This window comes from Yersinia enterocolitica (genome assembly GCA_002082245.2).
In the GTDB taxonomy this organism is placed as follows: domain Bacteria; phylum Pseudomonadota; class Gammaproteobacteria; order Enterobacterales; family Enterobacteriaceae; genus Yersinia; species Yersinia enterocolitica_E.
Window position 1 is genome coordinate 724,162 of sequence record NBTC02000002.1, and the last position, 14,521, is coordinate 738,682.

Genomic DNA, 14,521 nt, shown 5'->3' on the forward strand with positions numbered 1-14,521 from the left:
ATGAAATTCAGTGAACTTTGGTTACGCGAATGGGTAAACCCAGCCATTAGTAGTGATGACCTGGCCCATCAAATCACTATGGCCGGTTTAGAAGTTGATGGTGTAGATGCGGTTGCGGGCGAATTCAATGGTGTCGTTGTCGGTCATGTTGTCGAATGTGGCCAACATCCCAACGCCGATAAACTGCGGGTGACCAAAATTGATGTAGGCGGTGACCGCTTATTGGATATCGTGTGTGGTGCACCGAACTGTCGTCAGGGCTTGAAAGTCGCTGTTGCGACTGTTGGTGCTGTGCTGCCGGGCGATTTCAAAATCAAAGCGGCCAAACTGCGTGGTGAACCATCAGAAGGCATGCTGTGTTCTTTCTCTGAGCTGGCTATTTCAGAAGATAGTGACGGTATTATTGAACTGCCTGCTGATGCGCCTATTGGTGTCGATCTGCGTGAATATCTGTATCTGGACGATAAAACCATTGAAATCAGTGTGACACCAAACCGTGCCGATTGCTTGGGCATTATTGGTGTCGCGCGCGATGTGGCGGTTGTGAATCAATTGCCATTAATCGAACCGGATATGAGTCCTGTTGCGGCTTCCATTACGGATACATTCCCAATCCATGTAGAAGCTCCGCAGGCTTGTCCGCGCTATCTGGGCCGAGTAGTTAAAGGGATTAACGTTAAGGCTGCGACACCATTGTGGATGCGAGAGAAACTGCGCCGCTGTGGTATTCGTTCGATTGATCCGGTGGTAGACGTTACTAACTTTGTGTTGCTGGAGTTAGGCCAGCCAATGCATGCGTTTGACCTGGACCGTATTGAAGGCGGGATTATTGTTCGCCTGGCGGCTGAAGGTGAAGAATTAACACTGCTGGATGGCACAAAAGCCAAATTGAATGCAGATACGCTGGTCATTGCTGATCAGCATAAGCCGTTGGCGATGGCCGGTATCTTTGGTGGTGAACATTCAGGTGTTAACGAAGAAACCCGCAATGTCTTGCTGGAATCCGCTTTCTTCAATCCATTATCAATTACTGGTCGTGCGCGTCGCCACGGTTTGCATACCGATGCATCTCATCGCTATGAGCGTGGTGTCGACCCTGCGTTACAGCATAAAGCGATTGAGCGTGCGACACGTCTGCTCATTGATATCTGTGGTGGTGAAGCGGGGCCGGTAATAGACGTGACCGCGACCGCAGAATTACCAAAATGCGCCACCATCACGCTACACCGTGAGAAATTGGATCGGTTGATTGGTCATCATGTCCCTTCACAGCAGGTGAGTGACATTCTGCGCCGGCTCGGTTGTCAGGTGACTGAACTCGGTTCTGATTGGCGGGCAGTGGCGCCAAGCTGGCGTTTCGATATGGAAATCGAAGAAGATCTGGTGGAGGAAGTTGCCCGCATCTACGGTTATAACAATATCCCGGATGTGCCTATCAAAGCTGATTTGGTGATGACCAAACACCGCGAAGCTGATTTATCATTGAAGCGTGTAAAAACCGCTTTAGTCGATCGCGGCTATCAGGAAGCAATTACTTACAGTTTTGTTGACCCGAAAGTACAAGCACTTCTGCACCCACAGCAAGACGCATTAATTTTGCCAAGCCCTATCTCGATTGAGATGTCTGCGATGCGCTTATCATTGTTGACAGGTTTACTGTCAGCAGTGGTTTATAACCAGAATCGCCAGCAATCTCGCTTGCGTTTATTTGAAAGTGGGTTACGCTTTGTACCTGATAATACAGCAGATCTCGGGGTTAGACAGGATGTAATGCTAGCCGGTGTCATTGCTGGCCACCGTTTTGAAGAGCATTGGGATCTGGCGCGTCAGCCAATCGACTTCTATGATTTGAAAGGTGATCTGGAAGCAATTCTGGAACTTACCGGCAAATTATCTGATGTTCAGTTCCGTGCACAAGCACATCCTGCACTGCATCCAGGGCAGAGTGCTGCAATTTATTTAGCAGGGGAACACATTGGTTTCATTGGTGTAGTTCACCCTGAGTTGGAGCGTAAGCTGAGTCTAAATGGTCGGACTGTGGTGTTCGAAGTGCAGTGGAACAAGCTCGCAGACCGCGCTGTGCCTCAGGCCAGCGAGATTTCACGCTTCCCAGCAAACCGTCGTGACATCGCCGTTGTGGTGGCCGAAAACGTCCCCGCAGAAGATATTTTGGCGGAGTGTAAGAAAGTTGGCGCAAATCAGGTAGTTGGCGTAAACTTGTTTGATGTGTACCGTGGCAAGGGCGTAGCAGAGGGCTATAAGAGTCTGGCTATTAGTCTGGTGTTGCAGGATACCGCACGTACACTGGAAGAAGAGGAGATCGCCGCTACCGTTGCAAGATGTGTAGAGGCGTTAAAACAGCGATTCCAAGCATCCTTGAGGGATTGAACCTATGGCGCTTACTAAAGCTGAAATGTCAGAACATCTGTTTGAAAAGCTAGGGCTTAGCAAACGTGATGCCAAAGATCTGGTTGAGTTATTCTTTGAGGAAGTACGTCGTGCTCTCGAGAATGGCGAACAGGTCAAACTGTCTGGCTTTGGCAATTTTGATCTGCGAGACAAGAACCAACGTCCGGGCCGTAATCCGAAGACGGGTGAGGACATTCCTATTACGGCGCGCCGTGTGGTGACTTTCCGTCCAGGGCAAAAGCTAAAAAGCCGGGTAGAGAGTGCTACTCCAAAAGAGTAAGTATTTCCCCAAACAAAAGGCCGCGCAAGCGGCCTTTTTCTTGCCTGCACCTCATTGAGAAACATCGATTTTATTTTATAAGTGCCCACATCATGACCGCAGGTTGGGGCCATTTCCCTTTATTTGTATTTCTAGCTTAGCCTTAAGGTGGGGTCACAGAAACCAGTGGGGGTTGATTGGAAATGGAATTTTCAGCATTTAGTTTGTCTAGTCTACAACCGTTGCAAAAGCATTAATCTAGAGTAGGATTTGTCATGTTTCTGCTAATGTTCGGTGGAGTGGCACCATTCATTCTATAACATTTTTTTTAATTAAATTGTAAAGACTATATTAATCATTACGTGATAATTAATTTTTGCATCCAAATTAGATTGGCTGAGATTATATTTTCATGAAGTACTTAAGTTAGCACTCAATATTTTATTCTAAATAAATTAGACTATTCTTATTGAATGCCAGTTTTATACTTATTTTTTAGGATGTAATCTAACGCAACTGATGGTTATCATAATGCATCCTTGGGCCGCCACCGCCACCGCCACCGCCATGCGGTGGGAATATACAGCAAGCTGATAATGTAGTGCTTAATAAGAGTACTATTGTCATTAACGTTATACGTTGCATTTTATTTGTCTCATCTTTTATTATCCGGCAATGCTTGGATTATAATTCAATACAATAAATGTCACTGTCAGATAAACGTTAAGATATGTTAGGAGTGGTAGTAAATGAAAATGTCCGACTTGTAAGAACTGTATGTATTGCGTAAGCAAGATGAAATGAAAATGAAAAGAGCGGATTGTCTGATAGATGGTTTTTATTTTCGCTGATATAAATTTAATAACTGTTAAATAATACATTCGGATGTATATGAAAAAATATCTGCTATTACTTGGGGTGTTGGCATTAATGCCATCGTTTGCACAGGCAGACGTATCACTTGACATCAATATACCCGGAGTCAGCTTACATCTAGGTGATCAGGACAACCGTGGCTATTACTGGGATGGTTATGATTGGCGTCCGCCACAGTGGTGGCATGAACATCGTGGTGGCCATATTGGTGACCGCAATGACCGTGGCTATTATTGGGACGGGGGGCGTTGGCAACATCCACAACCGCAGGATGGCCATAACCCGTTCCGTGGGCAGCAAGGTAGTCAACGCCATAATGAACGCAGCGATTACGGTAATTCGCCACAGCACAATAATGGACGCGGCCAGCCAGTGAATAATAGCCGACAGGGTAGTGGTGCTAAGCAAGGCGGGCCAAATAATAACGATAATCATAATGGTCAGCCACTCTATCCATCGCAAAATAAGGGCCATCGTTGACAGTAAGTAACCGATGAATGCAGGCTTTGTCGCTAAAATCATCGACAGAGTTTGCGTTCTCTTACCATAAAAAAGTCTTATTCTTCATGCAAAACTTCCCCTTATCGCGTTAACCCCCTACTATCTGTAGCCTAGCTATGGGTATCAGCCCCTAATATTTATGAGACATCTTCAGGTTAATCCTGAGGCAGCGACCGAGGATGTAATGCAGACCAGTCAGTTATTTACTGCGCTTCAACAGCGGCAACAACAACGTGATCACCGTTACCTCAAGGGATTGGTGGTGATACTTTTTTTTGCGCTGGTAGTCAGCTTGTGTGCTGGAGATGCGTGGATTTGGCCCACTCAGTGGTTTGGTGAAAGCGGGCAATTATTCGTCTGGCAGTTGCGTTTGCCCCGAGCCTTAGCCGTAATGATGGTTGGTGCAAGTCTTGCGGTTGCGGGTGCTGTAATGCAGGCATTGTTTGAAAATCCATTAGCCGAACCCGGTCTGCTGGGGGTGGCGAATGGTGCAGGTGTTGCATTAGTTATGGCGGTCTTGCTAGGGCACGGGTTATTACCGATCTGGTTTTTAAGTGGCTGTGCTATTGCTGGAGCCTTACTTATGACAGTTCTGCTGTTAGGTTTCGCTCGCCGGCGTTTGTTGACTAACGCTCGTCTGTTACTGGTTGGTGTTGCATTGGGGATCGTTTGCAGCGCGGTGATGACATGGGCTGTTTATTTCAGTACCAGCTTGGATTTACGCCAGTTGATGTATTGGATGATGGGGGGATTCAGCGGTATAGATTGGCGACAGCAGGGATTGGTCGTAGCATTGGTGCCGATCGTGGTATGGCTTTGTTGCCAGGGGCGAGTGCTCAATTTTATGTCATTGGGTGAGCAGCAAGCCAGGCAGTTGGGGATCCCACTCCATTTATGGCGGAATTTATTAGTACTCGCTATAGGATTGCTGGTAGGTATTAGTGTTGCTCTGGCTGGTGTTATCAGCTTTATTGGCCTGGTTATTCCCCATATCTTACGATTGACCGGTTTAACTGACCAACGCCATCTGCTAAGCGGATGTGCACTAGCTGGCGCTGGAATACTGTTGTTTGCGGATGTTATCGCACGTATCGCTCTATTTTCGGCTGAGCTGCCCATTGGTGTGGTGACAGCAACGTTGGGTTCGCCATTATTTATCTGGTTGCTGACACGAGTGAAAAGTGTAAAGTGATCTGCCTTACACCTATTGATACTCTTGTAAGTTCATCTGTATATCATCGCTGAATAAGGATCCTTCCTGATGAGTAATCCAATTTATTCCATTCCTGTTAAAACCATTGAAAGTGAATCTATTCTGCTGGAAAAGTATAAAGGCTCAGTGCTGTTGGTGGTTAATGTGGCTTCTCAGTGTGGTCTGACTAAGCAGTATGAAGGGCTTGAAAACCTCTATAAAACATATCATCAGCAAGGTTTTGAAGTCTTAGGTTTTCCGAGTAATGAGTTTGCGGGGCAGGAGCCTGGCAGTGATGAAGAGATCCAAGCTTTCTGCCGTGGCACATTTGGGGTTGAATTTCCGATGTTTAGTAAAATTGAGGTCAATGGCCCGCAACGGCACCCTTTGTACCAGCAATTGATTGCGGCTAAGTCTGTTGCAATAAAACCGGAAGGGAGCGAATTTTATCAACGGTTAGCCAGTAAGGGGCGTGAGCCAAAGCAACCGGGTGATATTCTGTGGAATTTTGAGAAATTCCTGGTTAGTCGTGATGGCGAAGTTCTTGAGCGTTTTGCTCCCGATATGGCACCAGAAGATTCGATTCTAATCAGTGCAATTACTCAAGCGTTAGCCACCAAATAATTTACCGACAACAGGTTTATTTTGATGCTTTTGCAACTCAGCAATGTCCATGTCGAAACCCGCCTTGCGCCTTTTTCTGCCCAGGTAGCTGCTGGGTTGCAAATTCATTTGATAGGTCCCAATGGTGCAGGGAAAAGTACCCTGTTGGCCGCTCTGGCAGGCTTGTTGCCTGCTCGTGGTGATATTTTACTGGCCGGGCAACCACTGCCCATCTATGCAGGGCACGACTTGGCCCGTTCACGAGCCTATCTAAGTCAACAGCAATCGGCTCTGACTCTAATGCCGGTTTTCCAATATCTGGCTCTCTATCAGCCAGCCGGTGCCGCTTTGGATGCTGTAGCGGCAACGATTGGTTATCTCTGTAAAAAATTACGATTAACCGATAAATTGCCAAGAATGTTATCGCAACTTTCAGGCGGCGAGTGGCAGCGTGTTCGGCTCGCGGCAGTATTCTTGCAAGTTTGGCCGGATATCAACGCTGACAGCAAGCTGTTATTGCTTGATGAACCCTATACCGGGCTTGATGTGGCGCAAAAAGTGGCACTTGATAGTCTGCTTGCTGAGTTTTGTGCGGCTGGGCGCAGTGCTATCATTAGTGCTCATGACCTTAACCACACCTTGCAACAGGCTGATCAGGTTTGGTTAATGTCTAAAGGGGACGTGCTTGCACAGGGTGGGGCTAAACAGGTAATGGAGGCAGATATTTTATCTGATGTGTTCGAAGTGGAATTTCAAATACATAGTTTTGATGGCCAGAATTGGATTATTACAAAAAGCATATGATACTTACATTTAGCTACTAAGTTTTATTGGGAGTATAAAATTAATAACCTGCATCTATAATTTGCATTAATATTTATTATGGTGCTTATTTTTCTTTTTCTCCACAGAAGAAATCAATTAAATCATTGCGATGAAATATCCCACAGTGTTTTATATTAATTTATTGATTTTACTATGAAAAACAATTCCTTTCTTCGTGAAATACCCTTTCTGAATATATCAGCAAAAAAACGCTATCTTAAGGTTTATTTAAGGTTAATGGACTAGAGTTGACCCTAGCAGACCACAGGTTTATCTGATGGGCGTTTAGTTTTCGTTAACTTAAGTGAGCATATAGTTGCCGACAGCTCTGGTGTCCTAAGGGATTATTCAATGCAGAATTTTTTGCCATTTTCACGTCCGTCAATCGGTACGGACGAAATTAATGCGGTCATAAATGTATTAGGCTCAGGTTGGATAACTACTGGCCCACAGAATCAACAGTTAGAAACTGATTTTTGTAAGGCATTGGGTTGCAAGCATGCTATTGCTGTCAGTTCGGCCACTGCGGGAATGCATATCACCTTGATGGCCTTGGGTATTGGCCCAGGGGATGAAGTTATTACCCCGTCTCAAACGTGGGTTTCTACTCTTAATATGATTGTGTTGCTGGGCGCTGAGCCGGTAATGATTGATGTTGATCGCGACACTTTAATGGTAAATGCTGCGGATGTTGCAGCAGCTATCACCGCAAAAACCAAAGCCATTATCCCGGTGCATTATGCCGGCGCTCCCTGTGATCTTGATGCTTTGCGTTTAATTGCTCAGCATCAAGGTATCCCATTGATTGAAGATGCGGCCCATGCTGCTGGCACCCGCTATGGTAATCAATGGATTGGCGAGAAGGGCACCGCTATTTTCTCTTTCCATGCCATTAAAAACATGACTTGTGCTGAAGGCGGCTTAATTGCCACTGATGATGATGAGCTAGCCGACAAAGTACGGCAACTTAAGTTTCATGGCTTGGGTGTGGATGCCTTTGATCGACAGCTACAAGGGCGTAGCCCACAGGCCGAAGTCATAGTGCCTGGTTATAAATATAACTTATCTGATATTCACGCAGCGATTGCGGTAGTGCAACTCAGGCGTTTACCTGAAATCAATGCTCGTCGCCAAGAATTAGTTGCCCGCTACTATAAGGCATTGAACGATTCCCCCTTGCAACCCCTGGCGGTTCCCGACTATGCCCATCTCCATGCATGGCATCTGTTTATGGTGCGTGTTGATGAAGGTCGCTGCGGAATTAGTCGCGACTCACTGATGGAGCGGTTGAAAGAGTCAGGAATTGGTACTGGTCTGCATTTTCGTGCCGCCCATACTCAAAAGTATTATCGCGAACGCTATCCACAGTTGCACTTACCCAATACCGAATGGAATTCCGCCAGATTATGCACATTGCCCCTTTTCCCCGACATGCTAGACAGTGATGTTGACCGGGTAGTTGATGCATTGGCAACTATTATAGGGCCGCACCGTGTTACAAAATGAGCAAATCAAAAAAGTATCAATAGTTATCCCTGTTTATAACGAGCAAGAGAGCTTGCCGGCATTAATAGAGAGGACGTCGGCTGCCTGTAAGTTACTCACCCAACCTTATGAAATTATTCTGGTTGATGACGGGAGTAGTGATAGTTCTGCTGAAATTTTGACAACAGCGGCGAACCTACCTGAAAACCACATAATCGCAGTTTTGCTAAATCGTAATTATGGCCAACATTCAGCCATTATGGCTGGATTCAATCAGGTTAGTGGTGATTTGATCATTACACTTGATGCTGATCTGCAAAACCCGCCGGAGGAAATCCCACGGCTGGTCGGTGTGGCAGAAGAGGGCTACGACGTCGTCGGGACTGTGCGCGCTAATCGGCAAGATTCGCTGTTTCGTAAAACAGCCTCCCGTTTGATTAATCTGATGATTCAACGTGCTACAGGTAAATCTATGGGTGACTATGGCTGCATGTTACGAGCCTACCGCCGTCATATCGTAGAAGCAATGTTACACTGTCACGAACGCAGTACCTTTATTCCCATTCTGGCAAACAGCTTTGCCCGCCGTACCACTGAAATTACAGTTCATCATGCTGAGCGCGAATTCGGTGACTCAAAATACAGCCTGATGAAGCTCATTAATCTTATGTATGACTTGATAACTTGCCTGACAACGACCCCATTACGTCTGTTAAGCCTGGTGGGCAGTGTCATTGCACTTTCTGGTTTTACTCTTGCTGTGCTGTTAGTGGTTTTGCGTTTGGTATTTGGCCCGGAATGGGCGGGCGGCGGTGTCTTTACGCTCTTTGCCGTGTTGTTCATGTTCATCGGTGCCCAATTCGTTGGTATGGGGCTACTCGGTGAATACATCGGTCGAATTTATAACGATGTGCGCGCGCGCCCACGTTATTTCATACAGAAAGTGGTCGGGGCAGAGCATACCGACAATAATCAGGAAGTAGAAAAATGAAAGCGATTGTATTTGCCTATCATGATATTGGCTGTGTAGGTCTAAAAGCACTAGTAGAAGCTGGTTACGATATTCAGGCAGTATTTACCCATACTGACGATCCTAATGAGAATCGTTTTTTCTCTTCAGTGGCCCGGGTTGCTGCTGATTTAGAACTTCCTGTATTTGCACCGGATGATGCCAATCATCCGTTATGGGTTGAGCGCATTAAGCAATTACAGCCGGATATTATTTTCTCTTTCTATTATCGCAATATGCTGTGTGATGAAATTTTGTCGTTAGCACCGCAAGGAGGATTCAATTTACACGGCTCCTTGTTGCCGAAATACCGAGGGCGTGCTCCGATTAACTGGGCGCTGGTTAATGGGGAGACCGAAACAGGTGTAACCTTGCACCAAATGGTAAAAAAAGCTGATGCAGGCCCAATTGTGGGTCAGCACAAAGTTACCATCAGCGATACAGATACTGCATTGACATTACATGCAAAAATGCGTGAAGCGTCGCAAGAGTTGTTACGTGATTTATTGCCAAAAATGAAGCGTTCTTCACTGCATCTGACACCACAAAAAGAAGCTGATGCCAGCTATTTTGGCCGTCGAACTGCTGCTGATGGAGAGGTCAATTGGCAAAAGTCAGCATCAGATATCAATAATTTAGTTCGTGCCGTGACGGAGCCTTATCCCGGTGCATTCAGCTATCTTGGACAGCGTAAACTCATCATCTGGCGTGCGCGACCACTGAAGATGGCACACGGAAAGTTACCCGGCACCATACTCTCAATTTCACCTTTAGTTGTCGCCTGCGGTGAAGGTGCGCTGGAGATTGTTACTGGTCAGGGAGACGCTGGTTTGTATGTTCAGGGCAGTCGATTAGCCCAAGAAATGGGCATTGTCACGGATGTGCGTTTAGCTAATAGACCAAGCAATGCTTTGAAAAGACGTACCCGTGTACTGATCCTTGGTGTGAACGGCTTCATTGGTAATCACTTAACCGAACGCTTGTTGCGTGATGACCGTTACGAAGTCTATGGTCTGGATATTGGTTCTGATGCTATTAGTCGTTTCTTGGATAACCCTTTCTTCCATTTCGTGGAAGGCGACATCAGTATTCATTCCGAATGGATCGAATATCATATTAAAAAATGTGATGTCATTTTGCCGCTGGTGGCTATTGCGACGCCAATTGAATATACCCGCAATCCACTGCGTGTTTTCGAATTAGATTTTGAAGAAAATTTAAAGATTGTTCGCGATTGCGTTAAATACAATAAACGTATTGTCTTCCCATCCACTTCTGAAGTTTATGGTATGTGTGATGACAAAGAGTTTGACGAGGACAGTTCGCGACTGATTGTTGGGCCAATTAACAAACAGCGCTGGATATATTCGGTATCCAAACAATTATTGGATCGTGTTATCTGGGCTTATGGTGCGAAAGAAAATCTCAGATTCACATTGTTCCGCCCATTTAACTGGATGGGGCCACGTCTGGATAACCTTGACGCTGCTCGTATTGGCAGTTCCCGCGCCATTACACAATTGATATTAAATCTGGTTGAAGGCTCTCCTATTCAACTGGTTGATGGCGGCGCGCAAAAACGCTGTTTTACTGATATTCATGATGGCATTGAAGCGCTATTTCGCATTATTGAGAACAATGATGGCTGCTGTGATGGTCAGATAATCAATATTGGTAACCCGACGAATGAGGCTAGTATTCGCGAATTAGCGCAAATGCTGCTGAGTAGTTTTGAAAAACATCAATTACGTGGTCACTTCCCACCATTTGCTGGCTTTAAAGATATCGAAAGCAGTGCCTATTATGGTAAAGGCTACCAAGATGTCGAATATCGCACCCCCAGCATCACGAATGCGCGACGTATTTTACATTGGCAGCCAGAAATCGCTTTGCAGCAAACTGTCAGCGAAACCTTGGATTTCTTCCTTCGTGGTGCTGTACTCGAACTGGGTGAAACCCAAAAGGATGAGCATTATCTATGAAGCAAGTTGGACTAAGAATTGATGTGGATACCTACCGTGGAACAAAAGAAGGTGTGCCATCATTACTTGCTGTATTGGAACAGTATGATATCAGCGCCAGCTTTTTCTTCAGTGTTGGTCCAGATAATATGGGGCGTCACTTGTGGCGCCTTTTCCGACCTCGTTTCTTGTGGAAGATGTTGCGTTCTAATGCCGCTTCGCTTTATGGCTGGGATATCTTACTGGCCGGAACCGCCTGGCCGGGTAAAAAAATCGGTAAAGACCTTGGCTCATTAATGAAAGCCACGCTACAAGCAGGGCATGAGGTTGGTTTGCATGCATGGGATCATCAAGGCTGGCAAGCTAAGGTTGCATCGTGGTCAACACAACAGCTAACTGAGCAGGTTCAATGGGGTGTGGATGAATTACAGAACAGCATTGGGCAGCCAGTAACTTGTTCCGCCGCTGCTGGCTGGCGTGCAGACTCGCGGGTGTTAGCCATCAAGCAACCGTTCGCTTTTCGTTATAACAGTGATTGTCGTGGTACTCACCCTTTCCGCCCCCTATTACCTGATGGCAGTCTTGGCAGTGTACAAATTCCTGTTACGTTGCCAACGTACGATGAAGTCGTAGGGAGTGAAGTGCGGGCTGAGGATTTTAATAATTTCATCATTGAAGCTATTTTGCGTGATAGAGGTGTCTCGGTTTATACCATTCATGCTGAAGTTGAAGGGATGTCTCAGGCAGTAATGTTTGAGCAATTATTAGTCCAGGCCAAAAAACAAGGTATCCAGTTTTGCCCGCTTCGAGAGTTATTACCCGATGATTTAGATTTATTGCCGATAGGGACAGTCGAGCGTACCACCTTTCCTGGCCGAGAGGGTTGGTTAGGGTGTCAGACAAAAATTAAGGATGTCGGATGAAACTGTTAAAAGGAGGCGGGGCAGCACTGTTGGCGTTGTTTTTTGCTTTGCTATACCTATTGCCAATCAATAGTCGTTTACTGTGGCAACCTGACGAAACTCGCTACGCTGAGATTAGTCGGGAAATGTTGCAACGTGGTGATTGGGTTGTGCCGCATTTTCTGGGGATCCGCTATTTCGAAAAGCCTATCGCTGGATATTGGTTTAATAATATTAGCCAGTGGATATTTGGTGACACTAATTTTGCCGTCCGATTTGGTTCCATTTTTAGTACCGCGCTGAGTGCAATCTTAGTCTATTGGTTAGCGACTTTATTGTGGCGTAACCGCTCTACATCGGTACTGGCGACATTAATTTATCTCTCCATGTTGTTGGTATTTAGTATCGGCTCCTATGCGGTATTGGACCCGATGATTTCATTATGGCTAACCGCTTCAATGGTCTGTTTTTATCTCACATTGCGGGCCGAAACTTTGGCGCAGAAGGTTGGGGCTTACCTTTTGCTCGGCCTTGCCTGTGGCATGGGCTTTATGACTAAAGGTTTTCTGGCGTTGGCCGTGCCGGTTATTTCGGTATTGCCTATTGTCATACAGCAAAAGCGAATAAAAGAACTCATCATTTTTGGCCCGATAGCGATATTGGGTGCGGTAATCTTGAGCTTGCCGTGGGCATTGGCCATCGCGCAACGTGAACCCGATTTCTGGCATTACTTCTTTTGGGTTGAACATATTCAGAGATTCGCTGAAAAAGATGCTCAACATAAAGCCCCCATTTGGTATTACCTGCCTATTCTTTGCATCGGTGTATTGCCGTGGTTGGGGTTATTACCGGGAGCGTTACTTAAAGGGTGGCGTGAACGGGTGGCAAAACCAGAGCTGTTCTTTTTGCTCAGTTGGGTCGTCATGCCGTTGTTATTCTTCAGTGTGGCTAAAGGAAAACTCCCAACGTATATCTTGCCATGTATGGCTCCACTATCTTTACTGATGGCGGCATATGCAACAGATTGCGCCAGTAACATGCGTATGCGCGCGCTGAAAATAAATGGTGCAATAAATCTTATTTTTGGATTAGTTTGCGCGCTGGCGGTGTTAGTTATTGGTTTGAATTTGGTAGGGCACTTGGTCGCCTATGGGCCACAAGAGCAGCAGAAAGTAGTGTTGGGGATAGTCGCCTTTACTGGATGGGGGTTGGTGGGGCTGATTACATTGTATAATAACGCCCGTTATTGGCGTTGGGCTGCCGCCTGTCCATTATTGTTGGTTTTGCTGGTGGGTTACCTGATTCCTCAACAGGTTATTGATTCCAAACAGCCGCAAAATTTTATTCAGAATAATTTTGATGCGTTGAGCAGCAGCCGCTATGTGCTTACCGACAGTGTGGGTGTAGCGGCAGGGTTAGCCTGGCAACTGAAACGTAGCGATATACTGATGTTCAGCGAAAAGGGCGAGCTGTCTTATGGGCTGAACTATGCTGACAGCAAAGATAAATACATTAGCAATAAAGATTTTAGTGAATGGTTGGCTCATGCAAGGCAGCAAGGTGACGTGTCGTTAGTTGTGCAATTATCTCGCGGTGAGGACATCTCTACCCATTATCCGGTAGCCGACAAGGTTAATTTAATGAATCGTTTGGCACTTTTGTGGTACCAAAAGACACCATGACAAATTATTTGCTATTGATAGTTGTCAGTTTATTGACCTGTGCGGGGCAACTGTGTCAGAAGCAAGCTGCACAATGTTGGGGGCAATCTGGTGAAAAACGGCTTGCGCCCACACTGCGTTGGCTTGCTATCGCAGTGATATTGCTGGGCTTAGGAATGGTGCTGTGGTTGCGTTTATTGCAACATCTGCCTTTGAGTGTGGCTTATCCGCTATTAAGCTTTAACTTTGTGCTGGTGACCTTGGCCGCGCAGTTGTTTTATGGAGAAAAGACAACTTCTCGCCATTGGTTGGGTGTTGCTGCCATTATGTTTGGCATCCTTTTGATTAGTTGGCATTTATGAAAGGTTACCTGTGGGGAATAGGCAGTGTGGTGTTGGTGACCATGGCCCAACTCATGTTGAAGTGGGGGATGATGCATACTCCATTAATATCGTTGGCAGATATTAATGGTCAGTTTTTAGCACATCATCTGACACAATTAATGGCGGTAACTTTCGGGCTAGTCGGCTATGCAGTATCCATGTTGTGCTGGTTTTTTGCCTTAAGGTATTTGCCACTCAATCGAGCCTATCCATTACTGAGTCTTAGTTATGCGCTGGTCTATTTAGCCGCTGTATTGCTACCCTGGTTCAATGAGTCGGCGACGTTACTAAAAACGTTAGGGGCGGGGTTTATCCTACTGGGGATATGGCTGATTCACACCAAACCCATAAAAAGTGATTAAATCTATTATCTCATTCATATAACTTGTTTTTTCCAGACTCGATAGCTAAATTAGCTCTACTGGTACCTCTCGCTGGCCAGATATAGCGCCGAA

General features: G+C 46.0%; 13 protein-coding genes. All 13 read left to right on the forward strand.

Going from position 1 to position 14,521, the window contains the following annotated elements:
• The 13 genes from A6J66_004650 (at position 1) to A6J66_004710 (ending at position 14,428) form a co-directional block, all read left to right on the forward strand.
• A complete protein-coding gene (locus A6J66_004650; GenBank protein PNM23545.1) occupies positions 1-2,388 on the forward strand; it encodes a phenylalanine--tRNA ligase subunit beta in 2,388 nt (795 codons plus the stop codon).
• A gap of 4 nt (positions 2,389-2,392) precedes the next feature.
• Positions 2,393-2,689 carry an integration host factor subunit alpha gene (ihfA, locus tag A6J66_004655; GenBank protein PNM23546.1) on the forward strand — a complete coding sequence of 99 codons (297 nt, stop codon included), beginning with the start codon at positions 2,393-2,395 and terminating at the stop codon, positions 2,687-2,689.
• A gap of 870 nt (positions 2,690-3,559) precedes the next feature.
• Positions 3,560-4,024 (forward strand): DUF2502 domain-containing protein, encoded by a 465-nt coding sequence (locus tag A6J66_004660; GenBank protein ID PNM23547.1) that lies wholly within the window; start codon positions 3,560-3,562, stop codon positions 4,022-4,024.
• A gap of 205 nt (positions 4,025-4,229) precedes the next feature.
• Positions 4,230-5,237 carry a vitamin B12 ABC transporter permease BtuC gene (locus A6J66_004665; GenBank protein ID PNM23548.1) on the forward strand — a complete coding sequence of 336 codons (1,008 nt, stop codon included), beginning with the start codon at positions 4,230-4,232 and terminating at the stop codon, positions 5,235-5,237.
• Between the two features lie 69 nt (positions 5,238-5,306).
• Positions 5,307-5,861: a glutathione peroxidase gene (locus tag A6J66_004670; GenBank protein PNM23549.1), complete on the forward strand. Its 555-nt coding sequence runs from the start codon at positions 5,307-5,309 to the stop codon at positions 5,859-5,861.
• 21 nt (positions 5,862-5,882) lie between these two features.
• Positions 5,883-6,644, forward strand: a complete 762-nt coding sequence (locus A6J66_004675) for a vitamin B12 ABC transporter ATP-binding protein BtuD (GenBank protein PNM23550.1) — start codon at positions 5,883-5,885, stop codon at positions 6,642-6,644.
• Positions 6,645-7,016: 372 nt separating this feature from the next.
• Positions 7,017-8,171, forward strand: a complete 1,155-nt coding sequence (locus tag A6J66_004680) for a UDP-4-amino-4-deoxy-L-arabinose aminotransferase (GenBank protein PNM23551.1) — start codon at positions 7,017-7,019, stop codon at positions 8,169-8,171.
• Positions 8,158-9,141: an undecaprenyl-phosphate 4-deoxy-4-formamido-L-arabinose transferase gene (locus tag A6J66_004685; protein ID PNM23552.1), complete on the forward strand. Its 984-nt coding sequence runs from the start codon at positions 8,158-8,160 to the stop codon at positions 9,139-9,141. The genes A6J66_004680 and A6J66_004685 overlap by 14 nt, the downstream gene beginning before the upstream one ends.
• Positions 9,138-11,141 (forward strand): bifunctional UDP-4-amino-4-deoxy-L-arabinose formyltransferase/UDP-glucuronic acid oxidase ArnA, encoded by a 2,004-nt coding sequence (locus A6J66_004690; protein PNM23553.1) that lies wholly within the window; start codon positions 9,138-9,140, stop codon positions 11,139-11,141. Before A6J66_004685 ends, A6J66_004690 begins: the two co-directional genes overlap by 4 nt.
• Entirely contained in the window at positions 11,138-12,043 is a 906-nt protein-coding gene (locus A6J66_004695) for a 4-deoxy-4-formamido-L-arabinose-phosphoundecaprenol deformylase (protein PNM23554.1), read from the forward strand. The genes A6J66_004690 and A6J66_004695 overlap by 4 nt, the downstream gene beginning before the upstream one ends.
• Entirely contained in the window at positions 12,040-13,704 is a 1,665-nt protein-coding gene (locus tag A6J66_004700; GenBank protein PNM23555.1) for a lipid IV(A) 4-amino-4-deoxy-L-arabinosyltransferase, read from the forward strand. The genes A6J66_004695 and A6J66_004700 overlap by 4 nt, the downstream gene beginning before the upstream one ends.
• A complete protein-coding gene (locus tag A6J66_004705; GenBank protein PNM23556.1) occupies positions 13,701-14,045 on the forward strand; it encodes a 4-amino-4-deoxy-L-arabinose-phospho-UDP flippase in 345 nt (114 codons plus the stop codon). The genes A6J66_004700 and A6J66_004705 overlap by 4 nt, the downstream gene beginning before the upstream one ends.
• Positions 14,042-14,428: a 4-amino-4-deoxy-L-arabinose-phospho-UDP flippase gene (locus A6J66_004710; GenBank protein PNM23557.1), complete on the forward strand. Its 387-nt coding sequence runs from the start codon at positions 14,042-14,044 to the stop codon at positions 14,426-14,428. The genes A6J66_004705 and A6J66_004710 overlap by 4 nt, the downstream gene beginning before the upstream one ends.
• Positions 14,429-14,521 lie beyond the last annotated feature (93 nt).

What these genes read in the sequence shown, in the direction of transcription:
- A6J66_004660 (PNM23547.1), top strand. Translation starts at nt 3,560, where the DNA reads ATGAAAAAATATCTGCTATTACTTGGGGTGTTGGCATTAATGCCATCG.
- A6J66_004700 (PNM23555.1), top strand. Translation starts at nt 12,040, where the DNA reads ATGAAACTGTTAAAAGGAGGCGGGGCAGCACTGTTGGCGTTGTTTTTT.
- A6J66_004665 (PNM23548.1), top strand. Translation starts at nt 4,230, where the DNA reads ATGCAGACCAGTCAGTTATTTACTGCGCTTCAACAGCGGCAACAACAA.
- ihfA (PNM23546.1), top strand. Translation starts at nt 2,393, where the DNA reads ATGGCGCTTACTAAAGCTGAAATGTCAGAACATCTGTTTGAAAAGCTA.
- A6J66_004650 (PNM23545.1), top strand. Translation starts at nt 1, where the DNA reads ATGAAATTCAGTGAACTTTGGTTACGCGAATGGGTAAACCCAGCCATT.
- A6J66_004670 (PNM23549.1), top strand. Translation starts at nt 5,307, where the DNA reads ATGAGTAATCCAATTTATTCCATTCCTGTTAAAACCATTGAAAGTGAA.
- A6J66_004705 (PNM23556.1), top strand. Translation starts at nt 13,701, where the DNA reads ATGACAAATTATTTGCTATTGATAGTTGTCAGTTTATTGACCTGTGCG.
- A6J66_004710 (PNM23557.1), top strand. Translation starts at nt 14,042, where the DNA reads ATGAAAGGTTACCTGTGGGGAATAGGCAGTGTGGTGTTGGTGACCATG.
- A6J66_004690 (PNM23553.1), top strand. Translation starts at nt 9,138, where the DNA reads ATGAAAGCGATTGTATTTGCCTATCATGATATTGGCTGTGTAGGTCTA.
- A6J66_004680 (PNM23551.1), top strand. Translation starts at nt 7,017, where the DNA reads ATGCAGAATTTTTTGCCATTTTCACGTCCGTCAATCGGTACGGACGAA.
- A6J66_004695 (PNM23554.1), top strand. Translation starts at nt 11,138, where the DNA reads ATGAAGCAAGTTGGACTAAGAATTGATGTGGATACCTACCGTGGAACA.